The 24,133-nt window shown below is 40.7% G+C and carries 25 protein-coding genes; 1 reads left to right on the top strand and 24 read right to left on the bottom strand.

Annotated elements, in window-relative coordinates:
- Window positions 1-6 precede the first annotated feature (6 nt).
- Genes ACJ2A9_RS15585 through ACJ2A9_RS15540 form a run of 10 tightly spaced genes read right to left on the bottom strand, consistent with a single transcriptional unit; the run spans window position 7 to window position 8,830 of the window.
- The gene (locus ACJ2A9_RS15585; RefSeq protein ID WP_441422591.1) at window positions 7-1,506 is read right to left on the bottom strand and encodes a complex I subunit 4 family protein; all 1,500 of its coding nucleotides are present in this window, start codon (window positions 1,504-1,506) and stop codon (window positions 7-9) included.
- A complete protein-coding gene (gene nuoL / locus ACJ2A9_RS15580) occupies window positions 1,503-3,377 on the bottom strand; it encodes an NADH-quinone oxidoreductase subunit L (protein WP_441422590.1) in 1,875 nt (624 codons plus the stop codon). The genes ACJ2A9_RS15585 and nuoL overlap by 4 nt, the downstream gene beginning before the upstream one ends.
- 19 nt (window positions 3,378-3,396) lie before the next feature.
- Complete coding sequence (nuoK, locus tag ACJ2A9_RS15575; RefSeq protein WP_441422589.1) at window positions 3,397-3,711, bottom strand: NADH-quinone oxidoreductase subunit NuoK; 315 nt, start codon at window positions 3,709-3,711, stop codon at window positions 3,397-3,399.
- Window positions 3,704-4,228, bottom strand: a complete 525-nt coding sequence (locus ACJ2A9_RS15570; protein WP_441422588.1) for an NADH-quinone oxidoreductase subunit J — start codon at window positions 4,226-4,228, stop codon at window positions 3,704-3,706. Before ACJ2A9_RS15570 ends, nuoK begins: the two co-directional genes overlap by 8 nt.
- A complete protein-coding gene (gene nuoI, locus ACJ2A9_RS15565) occupies window positions 4,225-4,650 on the bottom strand; it encodes an NADH-quinone oxidoreductase subunit NuoI (protein ID WP_441422587.1) in 426 nt (141 codons plus the stop codon). The genes ACJ2A9_RS15570 and nuoI overlap by 4 nt, the downstream gene beginning before the upstream one ends.
- A gap of 53 nt (window positions 4,651-4,703) precedes the next feature.
- On the bottom strand, window positions 4,704-5,708 hold the full coding sequence (gene nuoH / locus ACJ2A9_RS15560) for an NADH-quinone oxidoreductase subunit NuoH (protein ID WP_441422586.1): 1,005 nt from the start codon (window positions 5,706-5,708) through the stop codon (window positions 4,704-4,706).
- Window positions 5,708-6,808, bottom strand: coding sequence for an NADH-quinone oxidoreductase subunit D (locus ACJ2A9_RS15555; RefSeq protein ID WP_441422585.1), 1,101 nt, complete (start codon window positions 6,806-6,808; stop codon window positions 5,708-5,710). Before ACJ2A9_RS15555 ends, nuoH begins: the two co-directional genes overlap by 1 nt.
- A 2-nt stretch (window positions 6,809-6,810) precedes the next feature.
- A complete protein-coding gene (locus tag ACJ2A9_RS15550) occupies window positions 6,811-7,947 on the bottom strand; it encodes an NADH-quinone oxidoreductase subunit C (RefSeq protein WP_441422584.1) in 1,137 nt (378 codons plus the stop codon).
- Window positions 7,944-8,462: a NuoB/complex I 20 kDa subunit family protein gene (locus ACJ2A9_RS15545; RefSeq protein ID WP_441422583.1), complete on the bottom strand. Its 519-nt coding sequence runs from the start codon at window positions 8,460-8,462 to the stop codon at window positions 7,944-7,946. Before ACJ2A9_RS15545 ends, ACJ2A9_RS15550 begins: the two co-directional genes overlap by 4 nt.
- Window positions 8,453-8,830, bottom strand: a complete 378-nt coding sequence (locus tag ACJ2A9_RS15540; RefSeq protein ID WP_441422582.1) for an NADH-quinone oxidoreductase subunit A — start codon at window positions 8,828-8,830, stop codon at window positions 8,453-8,455. Before ACJ2A9_RS15540 ends, ACJ2A9_RS15545 begins: the two co-directional genes overlap by 10 nt.
- A gap of 557 nt (window positions 8,831-9,387) precedes the next feature.
- On the opposite strand from ACJ2A9_RS15540, the gene ACJ2A9_RS15535 reads away from it, so the two are divergent.
- The gene (locus tag ACJ2A9_RS15535) at window positions 9,388-10,035 is read left to right on the top strand and encodes a transcriptional regulator (protein ID WP_441422581.1); all 648 of its coding nucleotides are present in this window, start codon (window positions 9,388-9,390) and stop codon (window positions 10,033-10,035) included.
- A gap of 436 nt (window positions 10,036-10,471) precedes the next feature.
- Here ACJ2A9_RS15535 and ACJ2A9_RS15530 read toward each other — a convergent pair whose 3' ends face one another.
- The 14 genes from ACJ2A9_RS15530 to glyA form a co-directional block, all read right to left on the bottom strand.
- Window positions 10,472-10,873: a F0F1 ATP synthase subunit epsilon gene (locus ACJ2A9_RS15530; RefSeq protein WP_441422580.1), complete on the bottom strand. Its 402-nt coding sequence runs from the start codon at window positions 10,871-10,873 to the stop codon at window positions 10,472-10,474.
- Between the two features lie 134 nt (window positions 10,874-11,007).
- Window positions 11,008-12,420 (bottom strand): F0F1 ATP synthase subunit beta, encoded by a 1,413-nt coding sequence (atpD, locus tag ACJ2A9_RS15525; RefSeq protein WP_441422579.1) that lies wholly within the window; start codon window positions 12,418-12,420, stop codon window positions 11,008-11,010.
- Window positions 12,421-12,460: 40 nt separating this feature from the next.
- Window positions 12,461-13,318, bottom strand: a complete 858-nt coding sequence (locus ACJ2A9_RS15520) for a F0F1 ATP synthase subunit gamma (protein ID WP_441422578.1) — start codon at window positions 13,316-13,318, stop codon at window positions 12,461-12,463.
- A gap of 69 nt (window positions 13,319-13,387) precedes the next feature.
- Entirely contained in the window at window positions 13,388-14,896 is a 1,509-nt protein-coding gene (gene atpA, locus ACJ2A9_RS15515; protein ID WP_441422577.1) for a F0F1 ATP synthase subunit alpha, read from the bottom strand.
- Between the two features lie 11 nt (window positions 14,897-14,907).
- The gene (locus ACJ2A9_RS15510; RefSeq protein WP_441422576.1) at window positions 14,908-15,462 is read right to left on the bottom strand and encodes a F0F1 ATP synthase subunit delta; all 555 of its coding nucleotides are present in this window, start codon (window positions 15,460-15,462) and stop codon (window positions 14,908-14,910) included.
- Window positions 15,459-15,947, bottom strand: a complete 489-nt coding sequence (gene atpF, locus ACJ2A9_RS15505; protein WP_441422575.1) for a F0F1 ATP synthase subunit B — start codon at window positions 15,945-15,947, stop codon at window positions 15,459-15,461. The genes ACJ2A9_RS15510 and atpF overlap by 4 nt, the downstream gene beginning before the upstream one ends.
- A 97-nt stretch (window positions 15,948-16,044) precedes the next feature.
- Complete coding sequence (gene atpE / locus ACJ2A9_RS15500; RefSeq protein WP_441422574.1) at window positions 16,045-16,257, bottom strand: F0F1 ATP synthase subunit C; 213 nt, start codon at window positions 16,255-16,257, stop codon at window positions 16,045-16,047.
- A 107-nt stretch (window positions 16,258-16,364) separates the two neighbouring features.
- Window positions 16,365-17,081 carry a F0F1 ATP synthase subunit A gene (atpB, locus tag ACJ2A9_RS15495; protein ID WP_441422573.1) on the bottom strand — a complete coding sequence of 239 codons (717 nt, stop codon included), beginning with the start codon at window positions 17,079-17,081 and terminating at the stop codon, window positions 16,365-16,367.
- The gene (locus ACJ2A9_RS15490; RefSeq protein WP_441422572.1) at window positions 17,081-17,491 is read right to left on the bottom strand and encodes an ATP synthase subunit I; all 411 of its coding nucleotides are present in this window, start codon (window positions 17,489-17,491) and stop codon (window positions 17,081-17,083) included. Before ACJ2A9_RS15490 ends, atpB begins: the two co-directional genes overlap by 1 nt.
- A complete protein-coding gene (locus tag ACJ2A9_RS15485) occupies window positions 17,491-17,718 on the bottom strand; it encodes an AtpZ/AtpI family protein (protein ID WP_441422571.1) in 228 nt (75 codons plus the stop codon). Before ACJ2A9_RS15485 ends, ACJ2A9_RS15490 begins: the two co-directional genes overlap by 1 nt.
- Before the next feature lie 377 nt (window positions 17,719-18,095).
- Window positions 18,096-20,375: a S8 family serine peptidase gene (locus tag ACJ2A9_RS15480; RefSeq protein ID WP_441422570.1), complete on the bottom strand. Its 2,280-nt coding sequence runs from the start codon at window positions 20,373-20,375 to the stop codon at window positions 18,096-18,098.
- A gap of 236 nt (window positions 20,376-20,611) precedes the next feature.
- Complete coding sequence (gene wecB, locus ACJ2A9_RS15475; protein WP_441422569.1) at window positions 20,612-21,754, bottom strand: non-hydrolyzing UDP-N-acetylglucosamine 2-epimerase; 1,143 nt, start codon at window positions 21,752-21,754, stop codon at window positions 20,612-20,614.
- Window positions 21,755-21,784: 30 nt separating this feature from the next.
- Window positions 21,785-22,414, bottom strand: a complete 630-nt coding sequence (gene upp, locus ACJ2A9_RS15470) for a uracil phosphoribosyltransferase (RefSeq protein ID WP_441422568.1) — start codon at window positions 22,412-22,414, stop codon at window positions 21,785-21,787.
- Between the two features lie 319 nt (window positions 22,415-22,733).
- Window positions 22,734-23,975, bottom strand: coding sequence for a serine hydroxymethyltransferase (gene glyA, locus ACJ2A9_RS15465; RefSeq protein WP_441422567.1), 1,242 nt, complete (start codon window positions 23,973-23,975; stop codon window positions 22,734-22,736).
- Between the last annotated feature and the right edge of the window lie 158 nt (window positions 23,976-24,133).

Below are 24,133 nucleotides of genomic sequence, written 5' to 3'. Positions count from 1 at the left end.
TTCTGCTTACCCCCCTATCCCTGACAAAATAATTTGCAACGTCACTTGTAATGGTTCAGCTAATACGCTTGGAATAACCCCAATTAATACGATAAAACCAATTAAGATTAACACAGGGACCATCTCTATTGGACGGATATCATTAAGATCCATCCACTCATCTTTTGTCGGTCCAAACGTTACATTTAATGTAGCTCTTAGTAAATAGACAGCCGTCAGAATGATACCTAATGTACCAACTGCTGCAATGATTGGAAACTGATTGAATAAGCCTAAAAATGCTAAAAATTCACTGATGAATCCTGACATCCCTGGTAACCCTAGTGAAGCCATAGCCCCGGTTAATAAGAAACCAGATGCGATCGGCATCGATCTCGCAAGTCCACCAAGCTTATCAATTTGTGAAGTTCCTGTTCTTTCATAAAATACACTGACAAGGAAGAACAGTAATGCTGAAATTAAACCATGTGATACCGTTTGGAAAATTGCCCCTTGAACACCTGCTTCATTAAGAGCAGCGATTCCGATTAAGACAATCCCCATGTGTGAAATACTTGAATATGCAAGCACCATTTTTAAATCGGTTTGGATAATCGCTAAGTATGCTCCGTAAATCAAGTTGAACACACCAAGGATTGCAAGAAGTACAGCTAATGCCTTTACTTGCTCTGGAAAAATCCCTAAACCAAAGCGGATTAAACCGTAAGCACCGATTTTTAAAAGAATTCCTGAGTGAAGCATAACGATCGCTGGAGGAGCTTGTACGTGAACGCGAAGCATCCAGCTGTGTAATGGGAAGATCGGCAGCTTTACACCAAAGGCTACTAATAAAGCAATGAGCACTCCCCATTTAAATGAATCATGTTCAGGTCCAAGCATACCCATCATCATTGTCAAAGCTTCAATATTTAATGTTCCAGTACGAACAAAGATAGCGACAAAAGCAATTAACATGACAGCGGAACCTAAACCGTTGTAGATTAAGAAGCTGTTTGCTGCTTTTTCACGATCAACATATCCCCATTTTCCAATTAAGAAGAACATTGGAATCAATGTTAACTCGAAGAATAGGAAGAATAAGAATAAGTTTTGTGCTGCAAATACTCCAAGCATACCAATCTCTAAAAGTAGGAAGAGCATGAAATAACCTTTCCATTCTTTTTTAATATGAATGGAAGCAATCGCTGCAAGTGTTGATACAATTGCCGTTAATAGTATTAAAACCATTCCTAAGCCGTTAAGCCCTACTTCGTAAGCAACAGGTAATCCATAGCCCATTGCTTCTGCACCAAATGTGATCCATTCGTAATATTCAACGAACTGGTTACCCGCGACTGTACGATCAAATGATGCATACGCATAAATTGCGAAAGCTAATGGTAATAACGTTGCTAAGAACCCAAGCAGCTTAATTCCTTTTTCTTGGTTCTTCGGCATAAATGCCAACAGAATGATCCCAATTAACGGGGAGAAGATGAGTAGACTTAGAAAATATGATTCGTTCATCTAAAATACCCCCCTGTGACAGTCAAGACAACAATAATAATAACAAGGCCGAGAAAGGCGACTGTTCCATATGTCTGTGTTTGACCGTTTTGAATTTTTGCGCCGATTTTTCCGACCGCTTGTGTCAGGCCAATGACTGCTTTCATTGCTCCTTCAACAAGGTAACGATCGATAAATAAGCATAGATAACTAATTACAGTCGTTCCATTCACAAATGTACGATTGTAAATTTCATCAATGTAATATTTGTTATACGAAAGTGCATATAAGCCACTGTACGATTTCGCAAGATTTTCTTGGGAAATACTGCGCTTACCGTAGATTAACCATGCCAAGTAAATACCTGCCAGTGAAACGATGACTGCTACAGGCATAATCCAGCCTGGGTCGTGCACATACGTATGACCACGAGTCCATGGGCTATCTGCCAGCCAATCACCTAAGAATGTTCCAAACCAGTGTGTATGTACAAACCCTGATACAACTGCAAGCACTGCAAGCACCATCATTGGGAATGTCATCACTGTTGGTGATTCATGAACTTTGCTGTGATCTCCACGCGGCTCACCCATGAATACCATAAAAAATAATCTAAACATGTACAACGCTGTTAAAAATGCAGTGATTGCTGCCATCGCAAAAAGTACATAGCGGCCATCTTCAAATGTTGTGAGGAGTATCTCCTCTTTACTGAAGAATCCTGAGAATAACGGGAACCCGGCAATCGCTAAACAGCCGATTAAGAATAATGGTCCAGTAATTTTCATCTTCTTCCACAATCCACCCATTTCAAAGATGTTTTGTGTGTGCACTGCATGAATGACACTACCTGCAGCTAAGAATAGTAATGCTTTAAAGAAAGCATGCGTCATTAAGTGGAACGTCGCTGCAACATAACCAGCTGAACCTAACGCAAGCATCATGTAACCAAGCTGACTCACTGTTGAGTAGGCAAGAACACGCTTAATGTCTTTTTGTGTAAGACCAATCGATGCAGCGAAAATCGCTGTAAAACCACCGATTACAGCTACTGTTGTCATCGCTGTAGATGATGCTGCAAACAGCGGGAACATTGTTGCGACTAAATATACACCGGCTGCAACCATTGTTGCGGCGTGAATTAACGCTGATACTGGTGTTGGACCTTCCATCGCGTCTGGTAACCACGTATGCAGTGGGAACTGACCCGATTTACCGATCGCACCAACAAAGATCAAGATCGCTGTTAATGTGATCATTCCTTCAGTCAAACCGTTCGCCTCTACTACAGTAAAGATGTCTGCAAAGTCGAAGCTTCCAACTTGCCAGAATAATAAAATCATCCCGATAAATAACCCAACGTCACCAATACGAGTCACGATAAAGGCTTTTTTCGCAGCTGCTCTTGCTTCTGTTTTGAAGTAATAGAAACCAACGAGTAAGAACGAGCAAACCCCTACCAGCTCCCAGAAAATATAAAGCTGTAATAAGTTAGGCGAGATGACCAGCCCTAACATTGAAAACGTAAATAACGCTAAATATGAATAAAATACTGGGAAACGTCTCATATCTGTCGCAGTCATGTAGCCTTTTGAATACATATGTACTAAAAAACTAACCAATGTAACGACAACGAGCATTAACGCATTTAACTGGTTAACTTCATATCCCATTGTGATTGTGCGCTCACCAATGGATAGCCATTCAAACACAAACTTCACATCAGGTGAAGTAAACCGTTCAAACAATACCATCACTGACATAATAAAAGCGACTAACATTAATGCCATTCCTACATAAGCAGAACTTTCCTTCAACTGACGACCAAAGAGGACGAGAATGAAGAAGGATAGGAGTGGTAAAAGCGGTATTAGCCATACAATTTCCATCATAATCTATCAAGTCCCCTTTCTATCGCTTCATTAGGTCCATCTCATCCACATTAACCGTTTTGCGGTTACGGTATAGTGCAATGAGGATTGCTAGACCTACGGCTGCCTCTGCAGCGGCGACGGTTATCGTAAATAGTGCAAAGATTTGTCCTGTCATGCTTGGAATCATCCCATATTTTGCAAAAGCGACTAAGTTAATGTTAACAGCATTAAACATTAACTCAATTGAAATAAGGACGATAATGGCATTACGCTTCGTTAGCGCACCATACATTCCTACACAGAAGAGAAGTAATGCGACAACAAGGTATACGGATAAAGGAATGCTACTCATTTCCCTTCGCCTCCTTCTCATCTTCATCTTCATTCTTTGCTAAAACAATTGCTCCAATTAAGGCAACAAGCAGGATCACACCGACAGTTTCAAATGGAATGACATACTTCGAGAAGATTTCAATCCCTACCTGTCTCGTATTAAACTCATGTAATGATGTTGCTTGTTGTCCAAACGACAAATCATTAATTCCGATAAACACGATGATAAAGAAAGCTGCAACCCCTGCAAATGAAAGCAAGCCTCTTTTAAACCCTACTGTTACGGTTGATTTATCATCATGCTTCGTTAACATGATTCCGAAGAGCATTACAATTGAAACGGCTCCTGAATAAATTAAAACTTGAACAAACGCAATAAATTCTGCTGATAATAGCACATATAATCCAGCAATACTTAAAAAAGTGAATGATAATGCAACAATGATGTGAACAACCTTTTTTAAGTTAATCATTAACACTGCACCACTGACAGTAATGAGGGCAAGCACAAAAAATGCGATTAATTCACCATTCACGGCTTATTTCCCTCCCTCACATTTGTATCATTGGCATCCAACCATTCCAGGTTTTTAAATAAATCGTCACGACTATACTCTGCTAATTCAAAGTTATTCGTCATGATGATTGCTTCGGTTGGACAAACTTCTGTACAAAGATCACAAAGGATACAAATTTCAAAGTTAATATCATACGTATCGATTACTTTCCCTTTTTTGCTCGGATCCGGATGTGGTTTTCCTGTTAGTTGAATACAATCCGTAGGGCAAATATTTGCACACTGATTACAGACGATACATTTTTCAGGGTAGAATTTCTGGATACCTCGGAACCGGTCAGGAAACTGTACAGGTTCATCAGGATACATTGTAGTGACCTTGTCTTTTGAAAATTGTTTTAGAGTGTATTTAAACCCTTTAAATAAACCTTGCCCAAACATGCTCTCACCCCTTTATATCAAATAGTAAATAGTTTCCCATTTGAACTTATATTTTAGAAGAAAAGCTCTTTAATCACTGCTGTAATAATGATGTTTACGATTGCTATTGGCAATAATACCTTCCAAGCGAATTCCATTAACTGGTCTCCACGCATACGCGGAAGTGTACCACGAACCCAAATCATAAGGAAGACAACGGCACAGAACTTGATGCCAAACCAAATCACTCCTGGAATAAAATCTAAGAATGAAAATGGTGCATGCCAGCCACCAAGGAATAATACTGTTGTTAAACAAGCCATCGCAAATAAGTAAACATACTCAGCAAGCATAAAAAAGGCCATACGGAATCCTGAGTATTCAATATGATACCCGGCAACAATTTCCGATTCACCCTCAGGTAAGTCAAATGGTGTACGGTTCAATTCAGCATTGGCACAAATTAAGAAAACTAGAAAACCAATAAACTGCGGAATGATGTACCATACATTTGCTTGGGCATTTACAATGTCAATTAAGTTTAAGCTTCCTGTAAGCAGTACTACCCCAACAACAGACAGAACAAGTGGCACTTCATAAGAAATCATCTGTGCAGCACCACGCATACCGCCTAGAAGGGCGTATTTGTTATTTGAAGCCCATCCTGCAGTTACAATCCCGATCGTTGTAATCCCTGAGATTGCCACATAATATAATAGCCCGACCCCGATATCGGTAAAATATAAGTTTTCGGAGAACGGAATAACCGCAAGAATAACAAAGGAAGGCGCAAAGGCAATAACCGGTGCAAGGATAAATAGTGGTTTATCTGCTTTCTTTGGAATTGTATCTTCCTTAAGTAATAGCTTTAAAACGTCGGCTACTGTTTGTAATAATCCAAAACGGCCACCTAGACGGTTAGGTCCGATACGTAATTGTAAGTATCCTAGTACTTTACGTTCAGCAAGGATAGCATACGAAACGAATCCTAGTATAACACCTAAAAAGGCTGCGGCAATGCCAAAGTAAATGACAAAGTTTAGCCATGTTGGTGTAGAGGTTAATAGATTGTTAATCATTATCCATCTACCTCCCCTAGAACAATATCAATTCCACCAAGGATCGCAATCAAGTCTGCCATTGTACTTCCTTCTAATAACTTAGGTAAAATTTGCAGGTTATAAAACGAAGGACGTCTGAATTTCAAGCGGTAAGGCTCTTTCTTTCCTTTACTTGCGATATAACAGCCAATTTCTCCACGTGGAGATTCAATGCGAACAAACGTCTCACCAGCTGGCGGCTTAATAATTCTAGGCGTTTTCGCCATAATCGGTCCCTCACTTGGGATCTGCTCTACGGCTTGCTCAAGAATCCGAATCGACTGTTCGATTTCTTCCATACGGCATAAATACTTTGCATACACATCGCCTTCTTCACGAACTGGAACATCAAAATCAAAGCGATCATAGATTGAATAAGGTTCATCTTTACGAAGATCCCATTTCACACCTGTACAGCGTAAGTTTGTACCACTTAATGAATAGTTGATCGCTTCTTCTTTCGTATAGGTTCCAACACCTTTGACACGCTTCAAGAAGATTTCATTTCCAGTTACAAGATCATGGTAGCCTTTGTATTCTTCTTTTAAGTATGGTAGTAGTTCGCGGACTTTTTCAATCCATCCGTCTGGAGCATCCCATTTGACGCCCCCAACACGCATATAGTTAAATGTTAAACGTGCACCGGAAATTTCGTTCAGTAAATTGATAATCATTTCCCGATCTCTAAAAGCAAATAAAAACGGGCTCATTGCTCCAAGGTCAAGTAAGAATGTACCAAATGCAACAAGGTGACTGGCAATTCGACCTAGTTCCATTACGATAACACGTAAATATTCGGCACGTTCAGGGATTTCCAAATCCATCATTGTTTCTACTGCATGACAAATGACATAGTTATTTGTCATCGCCGATAAATAATCCATGCGGTCAGTATATGGAATGATTTGTGTATACTGTAAGTTTTCAGCTAGTTTTTCTGTGCCGCGGTGAAGGTATCCTACAACAGGGATCGCTTCTTTAATAATTTCACCGTCAAGTTTTACAACGACTCGAAAAACTCCGTGCGTACTTGGATGCTGAGGACCTACATTTAGTAGCATTTCTTCAGTATGAATCATGTCTACACCTCCTCATCAAAAGGTTCGTAATCTTTACGTAATGGGTACCCTACCCAATCATCAGGCATCATAATTCTCGTCAAATTTGGATGTCCTGTAAATATGATCCCCAACAGGTCATAAGTTTCACGTTCAGGCCAGTTGGCTCCTTCCCACAATGGTGTGAGCGATTCAATCTCTGGCTTATCTCTATCAATTTTAACTTTTAGCGCTACCGATTGACGGTTTTTGTAAGAGTAAAAGTGATTATAGACTTCCATATGAGTTTCAAAGTCAGAGCCATGTAAGTTTGATAAATAATCAAAGGCAAGCTGCTCATTATGCTTTAAGAACTGGGATACCTTAAAATAGGAATCAGACTTAGCCACTAATGTTGGAACATCTTTTCCTAGCTTGTTGATATAGTAGTCTTCAAGAACATCTTCACCTAAATGCTCATGAATTACTTTTACATATTTATCAAGATACGGTTGATTTGGTGATGGTTCTTCGACTACTTCTGCAGGCTCTTCCGCAGCTGCTCCACCCGCTGCTTTCGCCTTCGCTGCTGCTACAGCTTTTGCCTTGGCAATTGCTGCTGCTTTTGCTTTCGCTTTCTCATCATCACCGGCACCACCGCCAGCAGCCTTTGCTTTAGCCGCTGCCGCTGCTTTCGCCTTCGCCGCAGCTACAGCTTTTGCTTTCGCATCTGCATCTGCTCCGCCTGCTTCTGCCTTTCCTGCTGATGCTGCTTTTGCTTTCGCTGCTGCCGCCGCTTTCGCCTTCGCTGCCGCTGCTGCCTTTGCTTTCGCATCTGCATCTGCTCCGCCTGCTTCTGGCTTTTCTGCTGATGCTGCTTTTGCTTTCGCTGCTGCCGCCGCTTTTGCCTTCGCTGCCGCGGCTGCCTTTGCTTTCGCATCTGCATCTGCTCCGCCTGCTTCTGCCTTTCCTGCTGACGCTGCTTTTGCTTTCGCTGCTGCTGCAGCTTTTGCCTTCGCTGCCGCTGCTGCCTTTGCTTTCGCATCTGCATCTGCTCCGCCTGCTTCTGGCTTTTCTGCTGACGCTGCTTTTGCTTTCGCTGCTGCCGCCGCTTTCGCCTTCGCTGCCGCGGCTGCCTTTGCTTTGGCTGCTGCGGCTGCTTTTGCTTTTTCATCACTCATCGGCTAGTCACCCGCTTCCCAGTTTTTGCTTCGTAGCGGATTTTTTCCTGTAATTTATTAATTCCATAAATTAATGCTGCTGGATTAGGAGGACATCCTGGAATGTATACATCAACAGGTACAATTTGATCAACACCTTTAACAACCGCATAAGATTTTACATATGGACCTCCTGCTGTAGCACATGATCCCATCGCGATTACCCATTTTGGTTCAGGCATTTGGTCATAAAGTCTGCGCACTAAAGGTGCCATTTTCTTCGTTACTGTTCCTGCAACAATCATGCAGTCAGATTGTCTTGGTGAAGTACGGAAGATAATCCCAAAACGGTCTTGGTCGTAGTGAGACGCCCCTGTTCCCATCATTTCAATCGCACAACAAGCTAGACCAAATGTCAATGGCCATATCGAGTGACTTCGTGCCCAACCTTTGACTTGTTCTAGCGTCGTAAAGAATATATTTCGATTTAATTCCTCTTGTAATTCTGGAGTAATTCCATCTAATTTTAGTTCCATGTCAACACCTTCTTCTTCCACGCGTAAAGTAATCCAATAATTAACATTACCATAAAGATAACCATCTCAATTAGCGCAAAAATACCAAGATAGTCATAGGCAACTGCCCATGGATATAAGAAAACGGTTTCTACATCAAACAATAGAAATAACAAAGCAAACATATAATACCTTGCATTAAATCGGATCCAACTTTCTCCAAATGGATCTACACCACTCTCATATGTAGTCTTCTTGGCTTCCGTTGGTTTGTTTGGCCTTAACAGACGTCCAAACGTCAACGCAACTACAGGTAGAAGTATTCCAAGGAAGATAAATACTGCTACAAACAAATAGTTGTTTTGATACAAATTGTACAGTTGATCCATGTCTCTCCCTCCAAACATGATATTTCCAATATATGATAATACTTTTTCGTCCGTACCCATTATAGCAAATAGTAATTAGGGTGTCGACATTCACAAAACTGTTAAATTTAGCATTTCACCAAAAAAGTAAAGTATTATGAGTCTTCGACAACTTTTTTCTCCAAAAAAATTTTTTTTACCCCAAAAAACATGTAGGAAAATAACGAAAAAGCCTATCACAACAGGCATTTTTACACTATTCTTACGTTGTAAAACATGGTTGATTTTCTTTAAAAATCTTTTCTTATTATAATGCTTTATCAAGCTACATACTGTGAAAAATGTCATAATGGGGGAAATTGCCAAATAGTAATTTGAGATGTGCTCCGCTTATTCACTTTAGTGACTGACGTAAAGTTGAAATTGATGTTCAGGATAAATACCGCTATACTAAAGCTTGTATAAAGTCAGTCATAGAAACTAGTCACTTCAATACATTCGGATCACCTCGATTTCTAGGTGATCGTATTGGAGTGACTTTTTTTTGTGAAAAAATCAGTGAGAAAGGAGTGTAAATGGTGTTACAGTTTGAACAAAATTTTGAAGTATGGTTACAGGAGAACATTTCTATCGAAACAAATCGAAGAAGACGTGAAATTCTAGAAAAAGGATTGGGACATGGAACTTTTGAATTTCTCCGCTCAATATGGTATCCCACGGTTGGTAATTTTGATCACCTCTATCCTGAATGGGAAGTACGCGATTTCAACAATGGTTACCGTTACCTCGACCTTGCTTATATGCCTGGGGGTGCTAAAGGTGGAATAGAGATTCAAGGATTCGGGCCCCATGCCAGAGATCTCGATGTTAGGCGATTTAAAGACCTTTGCTGGAGGCATTCCTTGTTAGCACTTGATGGCTGGACGTTCTTGCCGATTGCCTATTTATCCATTAAAGAAGAGCCAAAACAATGTCAACAGCTTATTCTTGCTTTCATTGGTAAATTCCTCTCAACAAATGTTCCTTCCCAACTATCTTACCTTGAAGCTGAGGTTGTACGTTTTGCCCGACGTTTACTGCGCCCCATTACCCCGCTTGAAGTTTCAACTCACCTTAACATTAGCGCCCGTCATACTAGACGAATTTTACAGAACCTTGTTGAGTCTCGAATTTTAAAAATCGTAAGTGGTAAAGAACGAATACGTGCATATACGCTAAATTATTAAGGAGAGAAATTTTTAGCGGACAGGAGAGACCTTAATACACTGAAAACTAGACTTCTTCCTTACGTAACGGTCACCAGAGACCTTATTCTCCCTTTTCCAACACAATCCTATCCATTATTAAGACAATAGTGTCCCTGATGGCCGCTTAACTTCTAAACACCTAACTTTTTCCTACAATAAGGTCTCTCTTGGCCGCCTAACACTTTTATATCAATTTCGCGGCCATCATGTCCCTTATGTCAAGTTTCCCAACACTATTCTCCCCATATTCAGACAATAATGGCTTTGATGGCCGCTTGAATCTACTGCTCTCTATAGCATTTCAACAGTTCCGTCCTGCTTAAGCTAAGACCAATCCAAATCCAATCCAAATCCCCTTCAACGCAAAAAGCGTCCAGGGCTTTTGCCTTGAACGCTTTTATACTTTAGTGCAATATTACTTCCCTGATACATTAAGGCGGTTAATGGCTCTTTTAAGGGCAAGTTCAGCACGTTTAAAGTCAATTGAATCACTTTTATCTTGTTGCATGCGACGTTCGGCACGCTCTTTTGCAGCACGAGCACGCTCAACATCGATATCTGATGGCAATTCAGCAGATTCCGCTAAAACCGTTACTTGATCAGGACGAATTTCTAAGAAGCCACCACTGACAGCAACGAGCTGTACATCTGAACCGGTTTTTAACCGAACAGCACAAACGGTTAGAGGAGCCACCATTGGAATATGTCCAGGTAAGATCCCAAGCTCACCGCTTTGAGCTTTGGCACTTACCATTTCAACATCTCCATCAAAAATCTTGCCATCAGGGGTTACAACATTGACATTGATCGTCTTCATGTAAAACCCTCCTTAACAGCAGCTGGAAATGGGGTCTCCCCCACAACTCCAGCTAGAGTACCTTACTCTAGTCAATCGTATTACTTCCTATTTAATAGGCTGCTGTGCAATTGCTGCTTAAGGTACATCTATTATTAAGCCATTTGTTTTGCTTTTTCAACAACTTCTTCAATACGTCCTACTAGACGGAATGCATCCTCTGGCAGGTCATCATATTTACCTTCAAGAATTTCTTTAAATCCTTGAACAGTTTCTTTAACAGGTACGTATGAACCAGGTTGGCCAGTAAACTGCTCGGCAACGTGGAAGTTTTGTGATAAGAAGAACTGAATACGACGAGCACGGTGTACTACTAGCTTGTCTTCTTCAGATAACTCATCCATACCTAAGATAGCAATGATATCTTGTAATTCTTTATATTTTTGAAGTGTTTGCTGTACACGACGAGCTACTTCATAGTGTTCTTGTCCAACGATTTCTGGAGAAAGAGCACGAGATGTTGACGCTAATGGGTCAACGGCAGGGTAGATACCCATCTCAGAAAGTTTACGCTCTAAGTTTGTCGTTGCATCTAAGTGAGCAAACGCTGTAGCTGGAGCCGGGTCAGTATAGTCATCGGCAGGTACATAAATCGCTTGGATTGATGTAACTGAACCTTTTTTCGTTGACGTGATACGCTCTTGTAATTGTCCCATTTCCGTAGCTAATGTCGGTTGGTAACCTACCGCTGAAGGCATACGTCCAAGTAGGGCTGATACTTCAGAACCTGCTTGTGTAAAGCGGAAAATGTTATCAACGAACAATAGTACGTCTGCACCTTGCTCATCACGGAAATGCTCAGCCATTGTTAAACCAGATAAGGCAACACGCATACGTGCTCCAGGTGGTTCGTTCATCTGACCGAATACCATCGCCGTTTTCTTAATAACTCCAGAATCACTCATCTCGTGGAAAAGGTCATTCCCTTCACGAGTACGCTCACCTACACCGGCGAATACAGAGATACCGCCGTGCTCTTGAGCAATGTTGTTGATTAATTCCTGGATTAATACGGTTTTACCTACACCGGCACCACCGAACAAACCGATTTTTCCACCTTTGATATAAGGAGCAAGTAAGTCTACAACTTTAATTCCTGTTTCAAGAATTTCTGTTTTTGTAGATAGATCCTCATATTTAGGTGCTGCACGGTGAATTGGATCTCTCTTTACATCTTTTGCTACTGGCTCATTAAGATCAATCTCTTCACCTAGAACGTTAAATACACGGCCTAGTGTTGCTTCACCTACTGGTACAGAAATTGGCGCTCCTGTGTCAAGAACTTCAAGTCCACGAACGACACCGTCAGTCGAAGACATCGCTACAGTACGAACTGAATCGTCACCAAGGTGTAACGCAACTTCTAGTGTTAAATCGATATCAACTTCACCAGCTGATTCAGCTTTTTTCTGAATCTTAAGTGCATTATAGATCTCAGGTAATTCACCACTGTTGAACTTAACGTCAACAACTGGTCCCATTACTTGAGTGATGCGTCCTTTATTCATCATTTTCCCTCCTAACTTGCTTGTAAACAATACCGATAACCTACTCTAAGGCTGCTGCCCCACCGACGATTTCCGTAATCTCCTGTGTAATCGCAGCTTGACGAGCTCGGTTATATGAAAGTGTTAATGAATCTATTAATGCCGTCGCATTATCCGTTGCAGAGCTCATTGCAGTCATACGAGCACCGAATTCACTTGCTTTTCCGTCAAGTAACGCCCCGTAGATTAAGCTTTCTGCATATTGAGGTAACAACTGTTCTAAAATTGCTTCTTCAGATGGTTCATATTCATACGAATATTTCACATCACTATCTCCCATATCAGTTAACGGTAATACTTTCTTCTCCGTTACTGTCTGCGTGATTGGACTTACGAAGTGGTTATACCATAGATATAACTCATCGAATAGTTCATCAGCAAACATCTGAACTGTCGAGCTAGCAATTTCCTTCACATCATTAAAAGCTGGTTGGTCCGATAAGCCGGTAATCTCGTGGATAATCGGCATATTTCGCTTCTTAAAGAAGTCACGTCCGACACGACCCATAACGATAATGCCGTATTCATCAGTTGAAGAATGACGCTCATTGATCGTTTTTAACACCGCTCTTAACACACTACTGTTGTAGGCACCAGCAAGTCCACGATCAGATGTAATGACAATATAGCCCGTCTTTTTTACAGGACGTTCCTGTAGCATAGGGTGAGATGTCCCGCTGCTCCCAGAAGCTATACTAACCACAACATCACGGATTTTATCTGTATATGGTTCAAATCTTTTCGCATTCTCTTGTGCTCGGTTAAGTTTCGCCGCAGCTACCATCTGCATCGCTTTGGTAATCTGCTTTGTTTTCTTTGTCGAGTTAATACGATTTTTAATATCGCGTAAAGAAGCCAATTTTATTTCACCACCTTTTCGCAAAAACTGGAATTCCGTTCATTTTCCTTTGATAGATGAAGCTAATCCTTATTCAGATACGGCAAAGCCTTTCTTCATCGCTTCGATTGCCGCTTTCATGTCTTCATCTGCAGGAAGTTTACCAGTTGTGCGAATGTGATCTAGTAAATCTTTCTTGTTATGTTCTAAGTATGTGAACAATTCAGATTCAAAACGGCGAATATCTTCAACAGGGATATCATCTAAGAAACCTTTTGTTAAGGCATAAAGAATCGCAACCTGTTTTTCTACTTGCAACGGCTCATGTAAACCTTGCTTTAATACTTCTACAGTACGCGCACCACGGTTTAATTTCGCTTGTGTTGCTTTATCAAGGTCAGAACCGAACTGTGCGAACGCTTCTAACTCACGGTAAGACGCTAAGTCTAGACGAAGAGTACCTGATACTTTCTTCATCGCATTGATTTGTGCAGATCCCCCTACACGTGATACAGATAAACCGGCGTTTACAGCTGGACGTACCCCTGAGAAGAATAAGTCTGACTGTAAGAAGATTTGTCCGTCAGTGATTGAGATAACGTTTGTTGGGATATATGCAGAAACGTCCCCTGCTTGTGTTTCGATAAATGGTAATGCAGTTAGTGAACCAGCACCTTTTGCATCACTTAATTTAGCAGAACGCTCTAATAAACGACTGTGTAGATAGAATACGTCCCCTGGGAATGCTTCACGTCCTGGAGGGCGACGTAGTAATAATGAAAGCTCACGATAAGCTGCTGCTTGTTTTGATAAGTCATCATAAATAACAAGAACGTGCTTGCCGTTATACATGAATTCCTCACCCATTGCTACCCCAGCATATGGAGCTAAGAATAGTAATGGAGCTGGTTGAGATGCACTCGCAGAAACTACGATTGTGTAATCAAGTGCACCGTGTTGACGTAATGTTTCAACAACGCCTGCAACTGTTGATTCTTTTTGACCGATCGCAACATAGATACAAATCATATCTTGATCTTTTTGGTTCAAGATAGTATCGATCGCTACCGCTGTTTTACCAGTTTGACGGTCACCAATGATTAACTCACGTTGTCCACGTCCAATTGGAATAAGAGCGTCAATCGCTTTAATTCCTGTTTGAAGTGGCTCGTGTACTGATTTACGGTCCATTACCCCTGGTGCTGGACTTTCAATCGGACGAGTTTTTGTTGTTTCGATTGGACCTTTTCCATCAATAGGTTGTCCTAATGGGTTAACAACACGTCCAAGAAGTTCTTCACCTGCTGGAACTTCCATAATACGTCCTGTACGTTTTACTTCGTCACCTTCACGAATTTCCGTATATGGTCCTAAAATAACGATACCCACGTTATTCTCTTCTAAGTTCTGAGCCATACCCATTACACCGTTAGAGAATTCAAGAAGCTCTCCTGCCATTGCGTTTTCAAGGCCATGAGCTAGAGCAATCCCGTCCCCTACCTGGATAACAGTACCAACATCGTTTACTTCAATTTCAGACTGATAGTTTTCAATCTGCTGTTTAATAAGAGAACTAATTTCATCTGGTCTGATGCTCATTTACTTCACCCCTATCTCCTAACATTTCCAGTAACCAATTGGCGCTCAAGGCGTTGTAATTGTCGTTTTACACTACCGTCATAAATACGGTCGCCAATTCGAATCTTAATTCCACCAATTAATTCAGGATCAATGATGTTTTCAACACGAAGTTGTTTTTTGCCGAGTTTCTTTGCAAACCCGCTTGTTAATGTATTTATATCTTCTTCAGAAATTGCTTTTGTCGTATAGACTTTCGCTTCAGCAATTCCTTGATCTTCATTCGAATGTTTGTTGAAGTCGTCAATCATCTCTAAAAGAACATTCTCTCTGCGATGATCGATGAGAACAAAGAAAGTATTCATCACAGTATCACTTACTGCTTTCCCAAAGATACTTTTAAAGATTTCCTTTTTCTTTTCAGCTGTTACTTTTGGATGTCCAAGCACTTCTGAAAAGACTGGATTCTCTTTTACTGCTTGTTGAACAGTACGTAATTGCTCTTGGGTTTCTGTAAGCGTACCTTTTTGTTTCGCTACTTGAAAAAGAGCAACAGCATAACGATTGGCTACAGCGTTTTTACTCATAGCTCTTCGCCTACTTCTTTAATGTACTCTTTAATCATCTTCTCTTGCTCTTGTTCATTAAGTTCCTTCTCGATTACTTTAGAAGCAATAAGAACTGATAAAGAAGCTACTTGCTCACGTAATTGTGTAACAGCACGTTCTTTTTCAGTTTGGATCTCTTTAAGAGCATCTTCTTTTAATCGCTCTGCTTCAGCACGTGAAGCTGTAACGATTTCGTTACTTTGTTGCTGAGCAAGTTTCTTCGCACTCTCAACGATTTCTTGCGCCTCTTTACGAGCTGTTTGAATCGCCACTTTTTGTTCAGAAACAAGCTTTTCAGATTCTTTGCGGTTTTTCTCCGCTTGTTCAATCTCGTTGACAATATGTTCTTCACGCTTTTTCATGATCCCCATAATTGGACCGAAAGCGTATTTTCTTAATAATGCTAATAAGATTACAAAGATGACGATTTGATAAATGATGTCACCCCAGTGAATTTCGAACACAGCGCTCACTCCTCTCTTATGAAGGTAATACAAAAGGAATGGCGAAGGTTCCACCTAGAACTAGCTTCGCCATTATGAACCAATCAAAGTACTTATTCTATTGCCCCATTACCATAAACGCGATAACTACGGCGATGATCGGTAATGCCTCTACAAGGGCAACCCCGATGAACATTGTCGTTTGTAAAGTTCCACGTAATTCTGGTTGACGAGCAATCCCCTCAACTGTACGACCTACGATAAGACCGTTACCAATACCAGCACCTAAAGCTCCTAAACCTACTGCGATTGCAGCTGCAATAAGACCCATAATTTGTGTCCTCCTTCAATTTGTGTTTGTAATATGATAAAATAGTATTTTTAAGTTCCTCTTATAAAAAGAGAGAAATCGTATAAATAAAGTAAACTTTTTAAAAATTAATGGTCGTCAGCAACCTTATGCGCTAAGTAAACCATTGTTAACATTGTAAAAATAAATGCTTGGATTGTACCGATGAACACACTAAAGCCTAACCATGCCAGGAAAGGAATAGCTCCAAAGATCGCTCCAAAAATTCCACTAGTACCAAGTGCTACAAGTAATGCAATTAAAACCTCACCTGCATAGATGTTACCGTAAAGACGAAGACCAAGAGTTAAGAAGTTTGCAATTTCCTCGACAACTTTAAGAGGAAACATCCACCAAAGTGGACTAAAGAACGTCTTACCCCAGCCACCAACACCTTGCATTTTGATGCCGTAGTAGTGGGTCAAAATGATGACCATTCCGGCAAGTGTTAATGTAATATGTGGATCAGCTGTCGGTGATTTCCACCACAAGACATGACCCGGCTCGACAACGATCGCAAACGGTAGCCCTAACATGTTTGATACAAATATGTACATAATCAATGTTAGCCCGAGCGTTAAAAAGCGTCCGCCTGTCTTCCAGTCCATAGTACTGTTGATAATACCTTTAACAAAGTCAATAAGCCATTCCATAAACCCTTGCATTCCTGATGGTCGCAGCTGTAAGGAACGAGCACCAGAAACCGCAATGATAAAGACAATCACGGATGCAACTGTTGTCATCAGCACATTCGAAAGATTAAAAGTAAGTCCTAAAAACTCGGCTGATGGATATCCATGCTCCATTATTTTTCACCTCTTTCTTTATACAAGCGTTTATGTTGAAATAGTGAATCTATAAAGATGATAATATAGGTTACCATTAACCCAATTACCACACTTACCAAATCAAAGTGTTCAGGATAGCGGGTAGCAATAGTGACTGCAAGGACTGCGAGCGCGAGCCTTGTAAGAAATCCAAGTGAATGTGCCTTTTTCTTCTCACCTTCACCTTTAGCGCTTTTCTCTACAGCTTGTCCCAAACGATTAATTTTACTGTACATACTCCAAAGGTTGAAATAACTAAAGATCGTACCAAGGAGTAAACCTAGAAATATAGTTGAATATGAAGTGAATCCCCAACCTAGCACAAAAAAGGCAGCCAGGAAGAGAGTGTATTTGGTGTAACGCCTCATGTTTGCAGAATATTGATCCATCACTTATCTCCTAAATAATCTCCAATAAAGCGAACGATTCCATAAATCCCAGCGGCAAGTCCTACGAAAATTCCAGTAATTAATAACCAAGGTTCCGTTCCGAAGTACTGATCCAGCCATCTTCCTCCAAACACACCAACGAGGACTGGTCCGACAAGATATGACAAAATTGCTGACATGGCTGCCATCGCCCGAAACATTTGTTTTTGCGGTTTTTTATGTACCAACTCATTCGCCTCCTGGGTAAGGAGTGATAAAAGTCACTGCAAAATTGTAAACCTTATCAATTTCGCCTTTTTAATCGTACAATAGTGAAAACTTTATGTCAACGAGTTTTCACATAAAAAAAACGGTGAAATTTCCCTCGAAATTTCGTTCACACTTTTGACAAATTTGTACGAATTTTTGCCAAATTTCTACGTTTAATGTTTGACTTATCAGATAAATCTAACTATTATATATTTTTTGTCTGTTATTTTGTCCTATGATTCGATATTTCCTTATTTTTTCTATACTATGCAGAATACTATATAAATATAACTATCTAATTGCAAATTTTAATCAAAAAGTGTGACCGTTTGAGTTATTGATCACACTTTTCTTTTTATTTTATCAGCTCTTGTTGTCCCTCCATACTGTGCTTCAATTCTGGTAATCCAATGTACAATGTCGTTTCAAATGTATCTTCTTTTCCGTCTTTTTTGGCGAAAATTAGCGCTTTATAGACTCCTTCGTCGAGCTTTTCCTGATCTATTTCCACCTCTAGTAATCCACGCTCCACATTCTTTTTGACATCTAAGTACTTGATAAACTGGAATGTATCCGGATCGTATAAGGCAATTCCTACCTCCTCTGCACCGCCGGGTAAATACATTTCATAACGATACGTTTCCGGTTGATCTCCAAAGTCAAAGTTAAAGGCCATTAATCTCGGATAATCAGGCTCTTCAATAAAAAATAAATACGGTATATGCAAATCTTCTTTTCCGCCTTTGACCAGAATTTCACCGTTATGAATACCTGTACTTAAGACAGATGGCATAATATCGATCTCAACAGTAATGTTCTTCTTCTCCTTTGGCTTTAATGTGAAGGAAAAAGGTACTTTCCACTGAACGCCATCAGGAACAACAAACGGTGGTTCAATGTAATATGTCACTTCTTGATCGGACTGATTTTCGACCGTAAGTTGAATTTCTTTTTCCTGTCTCTCATCACTTCTGAGCATTTTTCCGAATGTAACAGCACCAGGATAGACAAGTGTATCAGCTGTAACAGCTTTGTTAACTTGAATTCGCCCTGCACCTTGTTCATGCGGTGGATAGACATCACCGTTTCGGTCAGTAATCAGTGTCGCCGTATTCATTAATGCTGCTTTTACCTGTTGTGGTGTCCAGTCAGGGTGGGCCTGCTTGATTAATGCGGCCGCCCCGGCAACATGTGGTGCAGCCATGCTTGTACCATTTAAACCCAGGTACCCTTTTGGGACAGTACTATGAATATCTACCCCTGGAGCAACAACATCTGGTTTGACCTCCCACGTAAAGGTGACCGGACCTCTTGAGCTGAATGGCGCAAGCAAATCTTCTTCTTGCCGGTAAAATGTTTTTAAGAAAAGATCCTTCTTCTCCATCTGCTCTAATAACCATTCACCATCTTCATTTGAGAGTGAAGCAACCGGAATGTTAATCCCGTCAGCATCCAATGTCCCTACAAATTCTCCTTCGGTGTTGTTATAAATGAGTACGGCTTTCGCACCATTACTCTCAGCATTTTTTGCTTTTGTAGAAAAAGGAATAATCCCACGCTTAATCAAAGCTACTTTTCCTTCTACATCTGTACATTCATTCTCTCGTCCAAGGCCGCAATTAACGAGTGGAAAATCACGCTTTATCGTCCACGGCTTTGAACCACGCAATAATTGCAGTGAAAACTCCTTATCTTCAGAGCGATCAATCGTTAAATAGGGTACTTTGAGCGGCGGTGATGATGCCCCAACTGAAATGGCTTTTGTTGACGTACCCGGTGAGCCTACCGTCCACATTTTTGGTCCACTGTTTCCATTTGACGTTACAGCAATGACACCTTGCTCAACAGCCCGGTCAAGAGCAGTGCTTGTCGGCCAATCCGGTCCATTAACAGTATTACCCAGGGATAGGTTAATCACATCCGCACCGTCTGCTACCGCTCTTTCAATGGCTGCAATCACTTGCTCTGTTGTCCCATGGCCACCCGGACCTAATGCCCGGTAGGCGAGAATCTTTGCCTCAGGCGCTACACCTCGAATTTTTCCGTTTGCAGCAATAATCCCAGCGACATGGGTTCCATGCAATGTTGCCATTCCTTGTCCTGCAACAGTTTCCATCGGGTCATCATCTTCATCAATCAGGTCGTAACCACCTTTATAACTTTTTTTTAAGTCGGGATGATTGTAGTCAATACCCGTATCGATCACAGCAACCGTCACACCTTTTCCTGTTAAATGCTCACCATTTGAATCCAGCTCCTTCCATATCTTCTCGCCCCCAATAAAAGGAACACTATCATCAATAGTCGCTTGATAGGTTACAACCTCATCAACCCGAGTGACACCGCTGACCGCCGCTAGCTTATCTATATCCTTTTCCTTTACTTTGTAGGAGAAGCCCGAGAATAAGAAGGTAAACATTTTTCTAACTTCCCCTTCAGGAATCAGTTTCTGTACTCTTTCCATGACTTCACTTGGATTATCTTCTACTTCTACAATAACAATCTTTTCTTCATCGGACTTTTCCACGGGAACTGGAGGGCGTTCAGGAAATTGACTCGCAAGACCTAACGAAGTATTCATTGTTAATGATGCTATAACCATGATGGTTGAAAACAAGAGTATTTTTATCTTCAAGCACTTCCCTCCTATCCATCCATTTCTTCTCTTTATATCTTTTCTCAAAATGTAGTTGTTATGTATGCGGGATAATTTGGAGGAAATTGGAACTTGGCTGATAAATCGCGTATCCTATAATTTCTGAGGGCTTCAGAGGTAAAAAACAACTCCCATTTTGATAAAAATAGTTAACTAGAATAACTTTTTATAAAAAAATACACGTAAGGAAGTAATTTCCTCACGTGTATTCATCACTATACTTTAAATGGCTCCGGACGCTCATTATTTCTTTGGAAATGATAAAGGATCGCTTTTACAATTCGCTCTGATGCATGTCCATCTCCATATGGATTCGAAGCTTTTGCCATTTTTTTGTATTCTGTTTCATCGGTTAACAATTCTTTTGCTAAGCGGTAAATATCCGCTTCCTCAGTTCCAGCAAGCTTTAGTGTACCTGCCTCGATTCCTTCAGGACGTTCTGTTGTATCTCGAAGCACGAGTACCGGTGTTCCCAAAGAAGGGGCCTCCTCCTGCACTCCACCTGAATCCGTTAAAATTAAGTATGCTCGCGCGGCGAAATTGTGAAAATCCTGCACACCTAAAGGCTCAATTAAATGAATGCGCGGGTCATTACCTAACTCTTCACCAGCAATTTCGCGGACAACAGGATTTAAATGAACCGGGTATACGACTTGAAGATCATTATGTTCCTCAACAAGTCGCTTAATTGCACGGAACATATTACGCATTGGCTCACCAAGGTTTTCGCGACGGTGTGCAGTTAGAAGAATAAGACGATCATCCCCTAACCTCTCTAACACTTCATGCTGATAGCTCTCAGTCACTGTAGTTTTTAAGGCATCAATTGCTGTATTGCCTGTTATGTATACCGCCTTTTCATCCTTATTTTCACGAAGCAAATTGTCAGCCGATTTTTCTGTTGGCGAAAAATGCAAATCAGCAATGACTCCCGTTAACTGCCTGTTCATTTCTTCAGGAAATGGAGAGTATTTATTCCACGTGCGTAACCCTGCCTCGACATGACCAACTGCAATTTGATTATAAAACGCAGCTAAGCTTGCAACAAAAGTCGTTGACGTATCCCCATGCACTAAGACGATGTCAGGCTTAACCTCTTTCATAATTCCATCGAGCCCTGATAAAACATTGTTTGTCACATCAATTAGCGTTTGGCGCTCTTTCATGACATTTAAATCATAGTCTGGCGTCACCTTAAAAATCTCTAAAACTTGATCGAGCATTTCGCGATGCTGACCAGTCACCGTCACAATGGATTCAATTTCCTCAGGATATTTTTCAAGCTCCAATACGAGTGGAGCCATCTTAATCGCTTCGGGTCTCGTGCCGAAAATGGTCATGACTTTTATTCGTTTCATGTCTACTCTCCTCCCCCACAAACAAATGATTTATTTCGTTCCGAACAAACGGTCTCCAGCATCCCCTAAACCTGGGACAATGTAGCCTTTCTCGTTTAACTTCTCATCTAATGCCGCTAAGTAAATGTCAACATCCGGATGGTCATTTTGAATGACTTCAACACCTTCAGGAGCAGCAATTAAACACATGAGCTTAATGTTTTTGGCACCGCGCTTTTTTAAACTGTTGATCGCTTCAGAAGCCGATCCACCAGTTGCAAGCATCGGGTCAATGACAATAAATTCTCTTTCTTCTACGTCAGTTGGAAGCTTAACATAATACTCTACTGGCTGCAATGTTTCCGGGTCGCGGTATAAGCCAACATGTCCTACCTTAGCTGCCGGAATTAACTTCAAAATACCATCAACCATACCAAGACCTGCACGTAAAATTGGCACAAGACCAAGCTTCTTCCCGGCAATTGTCTTTGATTTCGCAGGGCCTACCGGCGTTTCCACTGTAACCTCTTGCAGCGTTAAATCACGTGTAATCTCAAAAGCCATTAAAGCCGCTACTTCATCAACCAACTCACGAAACTCTTTTGTTCCTGTTGATATATCACGAATATACGTTAACTTATGTTGAATTAATGGGTGATCAAAAACAAATACTTTGCTCATTCTCTAAATTCTCCCTTTCTAAGTACAAGTAATAGGTCTTTTTATTAAAAGTAGTTTTATGTAATCTTCTTAAAAAGTTTCTCACAGATAACGAATCCCTATACTTGCCCACTTTCATACACTCCTTGCAAATTTTACATAAAAAACATTGTCGATTCAAGGGAGATTTTATGAATTTAGAGTTTAGAGTGTAGAGTGTAGAGTTATTTTTGGATTTTTCAAGAAGGTTTTTTAAAAGATCTCTTAAAACATCAATGGATTATCCCACACCAACTCTAAACTCTACACTAAAAAAAGGCGCACGCGGCGCCTTTTCATATTAAAGGTTTGGATACATTGGAACTTTTTTCGTTAATGCTGCAACTCTTTCGCTTGCTTCTTTCAGTTTAGCTTCGTCTGTTGTGTTTTTTAGCGTAAGGGCGATGATTGCACCGATTTCATCCATTTCTTCCAGACCAAATCCACGTGATGTAACCGCAGCTGTTCCGATACGAACACCACTTGTTACGAATGGACTTTGCGGGTCAAACGGTATCGTATTTTTATTTGCTGTAATACCGATATTATCAAGCGCTTCTTCAGCCGCTTTCCCTGTTAAGTCTAAGCTGCGAACGTCTAAAAGAATTAAGTGATTGTCTGTACCGCTTGAAACAAGGTTAATACCTTCGCTCATAAGTTTTTCTGCAAGACGGTTCGCATTGTCAATCACATTCTGCGCATACGTCTTGAACTCATCTTGAAGTGCTTCACCAAATGCTACTGCTTTTGCAGCAATAACATGCATTAAAGGACCGCCTTGAATTCCAGGGAAAATTGACTTGTCAATTTTCTTTGCGAACTCTTCTTTGCAAAGAATCATACCGCCACGAGGGCCACGTAATGTTTTGTGTGTCGTAGTCGTAACAAAGTCTGCATATGGTACAGGATTCATGTGCAAGCCTGCTGCAACAAGACCTGCAATGTGCGCCATATCAACCATGAAATAAGCTCCTACTTCATCAGCAATTTCACGGAAACGCTTGAAGTCAATTGCACGAGGGTATGCACTCGCACCAGCAACGATTAATTTCGGCTTATGTTCTTTAGCTTTTTGAAGAACATCATCATAGTTAATTGTTTGTGTTGCTTCGTCTACTCCATACTCAATAAAGTTATATTGAACACCACTGAAGTTAACTGGGCTACCGTGTGTTAAGTGACCACCGTGAGAAAGGTTCATTCCAAGAACTGTGTCACCTTGCTCTAAAATTGTAAAGTAAACAGCCATGTTCGCTTGAGCACCTGAGTGAGGCTGCACGTTCACATGCTCAGCTCCAAAAATTTGCTTCGCACGATCACGAGCTAAATTTTCAGCAACGTCAACATGCTCACAACCACCATAGTAACGGCGGCCAGGGTAACCTTCTGCGTATTTATTTGTTAATACTGATCCTTGCGCTTCCATCACTGCTTCACTAACGAAGTTTTCTGATGCAATTAATTCAATTTTGTCTCGTTGTCTACCTAATTCGTCTTGAATTGCTTGATATACTGCAGGATCCTGACTTTGTAGATTTTTCATTTTTTATTTAGTCCTCCTTCAATATCTTACAAAACTAATCTTTCGGCTTATTATTAATTTTCCAAAAACTATTTCTATATTAACATGTTTTCAATATTAAAACCCGTACTTTTTTACATTTTTTTTAATAAACCTTCATGTTTTACATCAAATCGACA

It is taken from the genome of Anaerobacillus sp. MEB173, from assembly GCF_052119505.1.
Taxonomy (GTDB): domain Bacteria; phylum Bacillota; class Bacilli; order Bacillales; family JBJMAU01; genus JBJMAU01.
Note: the sequence above shows the minus strand (reverse complement) of the source record. Positions and strands in the feature narration are given on the sequence as shown.

What these genes read in the sequence shown, in the direction of transcription:
- ACJ2A9_RS15585 (WP_441422591.1), bottom strand. Translation starts at nt 1,506, where the DNA reads ATGAACGAATCATATTTTCTAAGTCTACTCATCTTCTCCCCGTTAATT.
- nuoL (WP_441422590.1), bottom strand. Translation starts at nt 3,377, where the DNA reads ATGATGGAAATTGTATGGCTAATACCGCTTTTACCACTCCTATCCTTC.
- nuoK (WP_441422589.1), bottom strand. Translation starts at nt 3,711, where the DNA reads ATGAGTAGCATTCCTTTATCCGTATACCTTGTTGTCGCATTACTTCTC.
- nuoI (WP_441422587.1), bottom strand. Translation starts at nt 4,650, where the DNA reads ATGTTTGGGCAAGGTTTATTTAAAGGGTTTAAATACACTCTAAAACAA.
- nuoH (WP_441422586.1), bottom strand. Translation starts at nt 5,708, where the DNA reads ATGATTAACAATCTATTAACCTCTACACCAACATGGCTAAACTTTGTC.
- ACJ2A9_RS15555 (WP_441422585.1), bottom strand. Translation starts at nt 6,808, where the DNA reads ATGATTCATACTGAAGAAATGCTACTAAATGTAGGTCCTCAGCATCCA.
- ACJ2A9_RS15550 (WP_441422584.1), bottom strand. Translation starts at nt 7,947, where the DNA reads ATGAGTGATGAAAAAGCAAAAGCAGCCGCAGCAGCCAAAGCAAAGGCA.
- ACJ2A9_RS15545 (WP_441422583.1), bottom strand. Translation starts at nt 8,462, where the DNA reads ATGGAACTAAAATTAGATGGAATTACTCCAGAATTACAAGAGGAATTA.
- ACJ2A9_RS15540 (WP_441422582.1), bottom strand. Translation starts at nt 8,830, where the DNA reads ATGGATCAACTGTACAATTTGTATCAAAACAACTATTTGTTTGTAGCA.
- ACJ2A9_RS15530 (WP_441422580.1), bottom strand. Translation starts at nt 10,873, where the DNA reads ATGAAGACGATCAATGTCAATGTTGTAACCCCTGATGGCAAGATTTTT.
- atpD (WP_441422579.1), bottom strand. Translation starts at nt 12,420, where the DNA reads ATGAATAAAGGACGCATCACTCAAGTAATGGGACCAGTTGTTGACGTT.
- atpA (WP_441422577.1), bottom strand. Translation starts at nt 14,896, where the DNA reads ATGAGCATCAGACCAGATGAAATTAGTTCTCTTATTAAACAGCAGATT.
- ACJ2A9_RS15510 (WP_441422576.1), bottom strand. Translation starts at nt 15,462, where the DNA reads ATGAGTAAAAACGCTGTAGCCAATCGTTATGCTGTTGCTCTTTTTCAA.
- atpE (WP_441422574.1), bottom strand. Translation starts at nt 16,257, where the DNA reads ATGGGTCTTATTGCAGCTGCAATCGCAGTAGGTTTAGGAGCTTTAGGT.
- atpB (WP_441422573.1), bottom strand. Translation starts at nt 17,081, where the DNA reads ATGGAGCATGGATATCCATCAGCCGAGTTTTTAGGACTTACTTTTAAT.
- ACJ2A9_RS15490 (WP_441422572.1), bottom strand. Translation starts at nt 17,491, where the DNA reads ATGGATCAATATTCTGCAAACATGAGGCGTTACACCAAATACACTCTC.
- wecB (WP_441422569.1), bottom strand. Translation starts at nt 21,754, where the DNA reads ATGAAACGAATAAAAGTCATGACCATTTTCGGCACGAGACCCGAAGCG.
- upp (WP_441422568.1), bottom strand. Translation starts at nt 22,414, where the DNA reads ATGAGCAAAGTATTTGTTTTTGATCACCCATTAATTCAACATAAGTTA.
- glyA (WP_441422567.1), bottom strand. Translation starts at nt 23,975, where the DNA reads ATGAAAAATCTACAAAGTCAGGATCCTGCAGTATATCAAGCAATTCAA.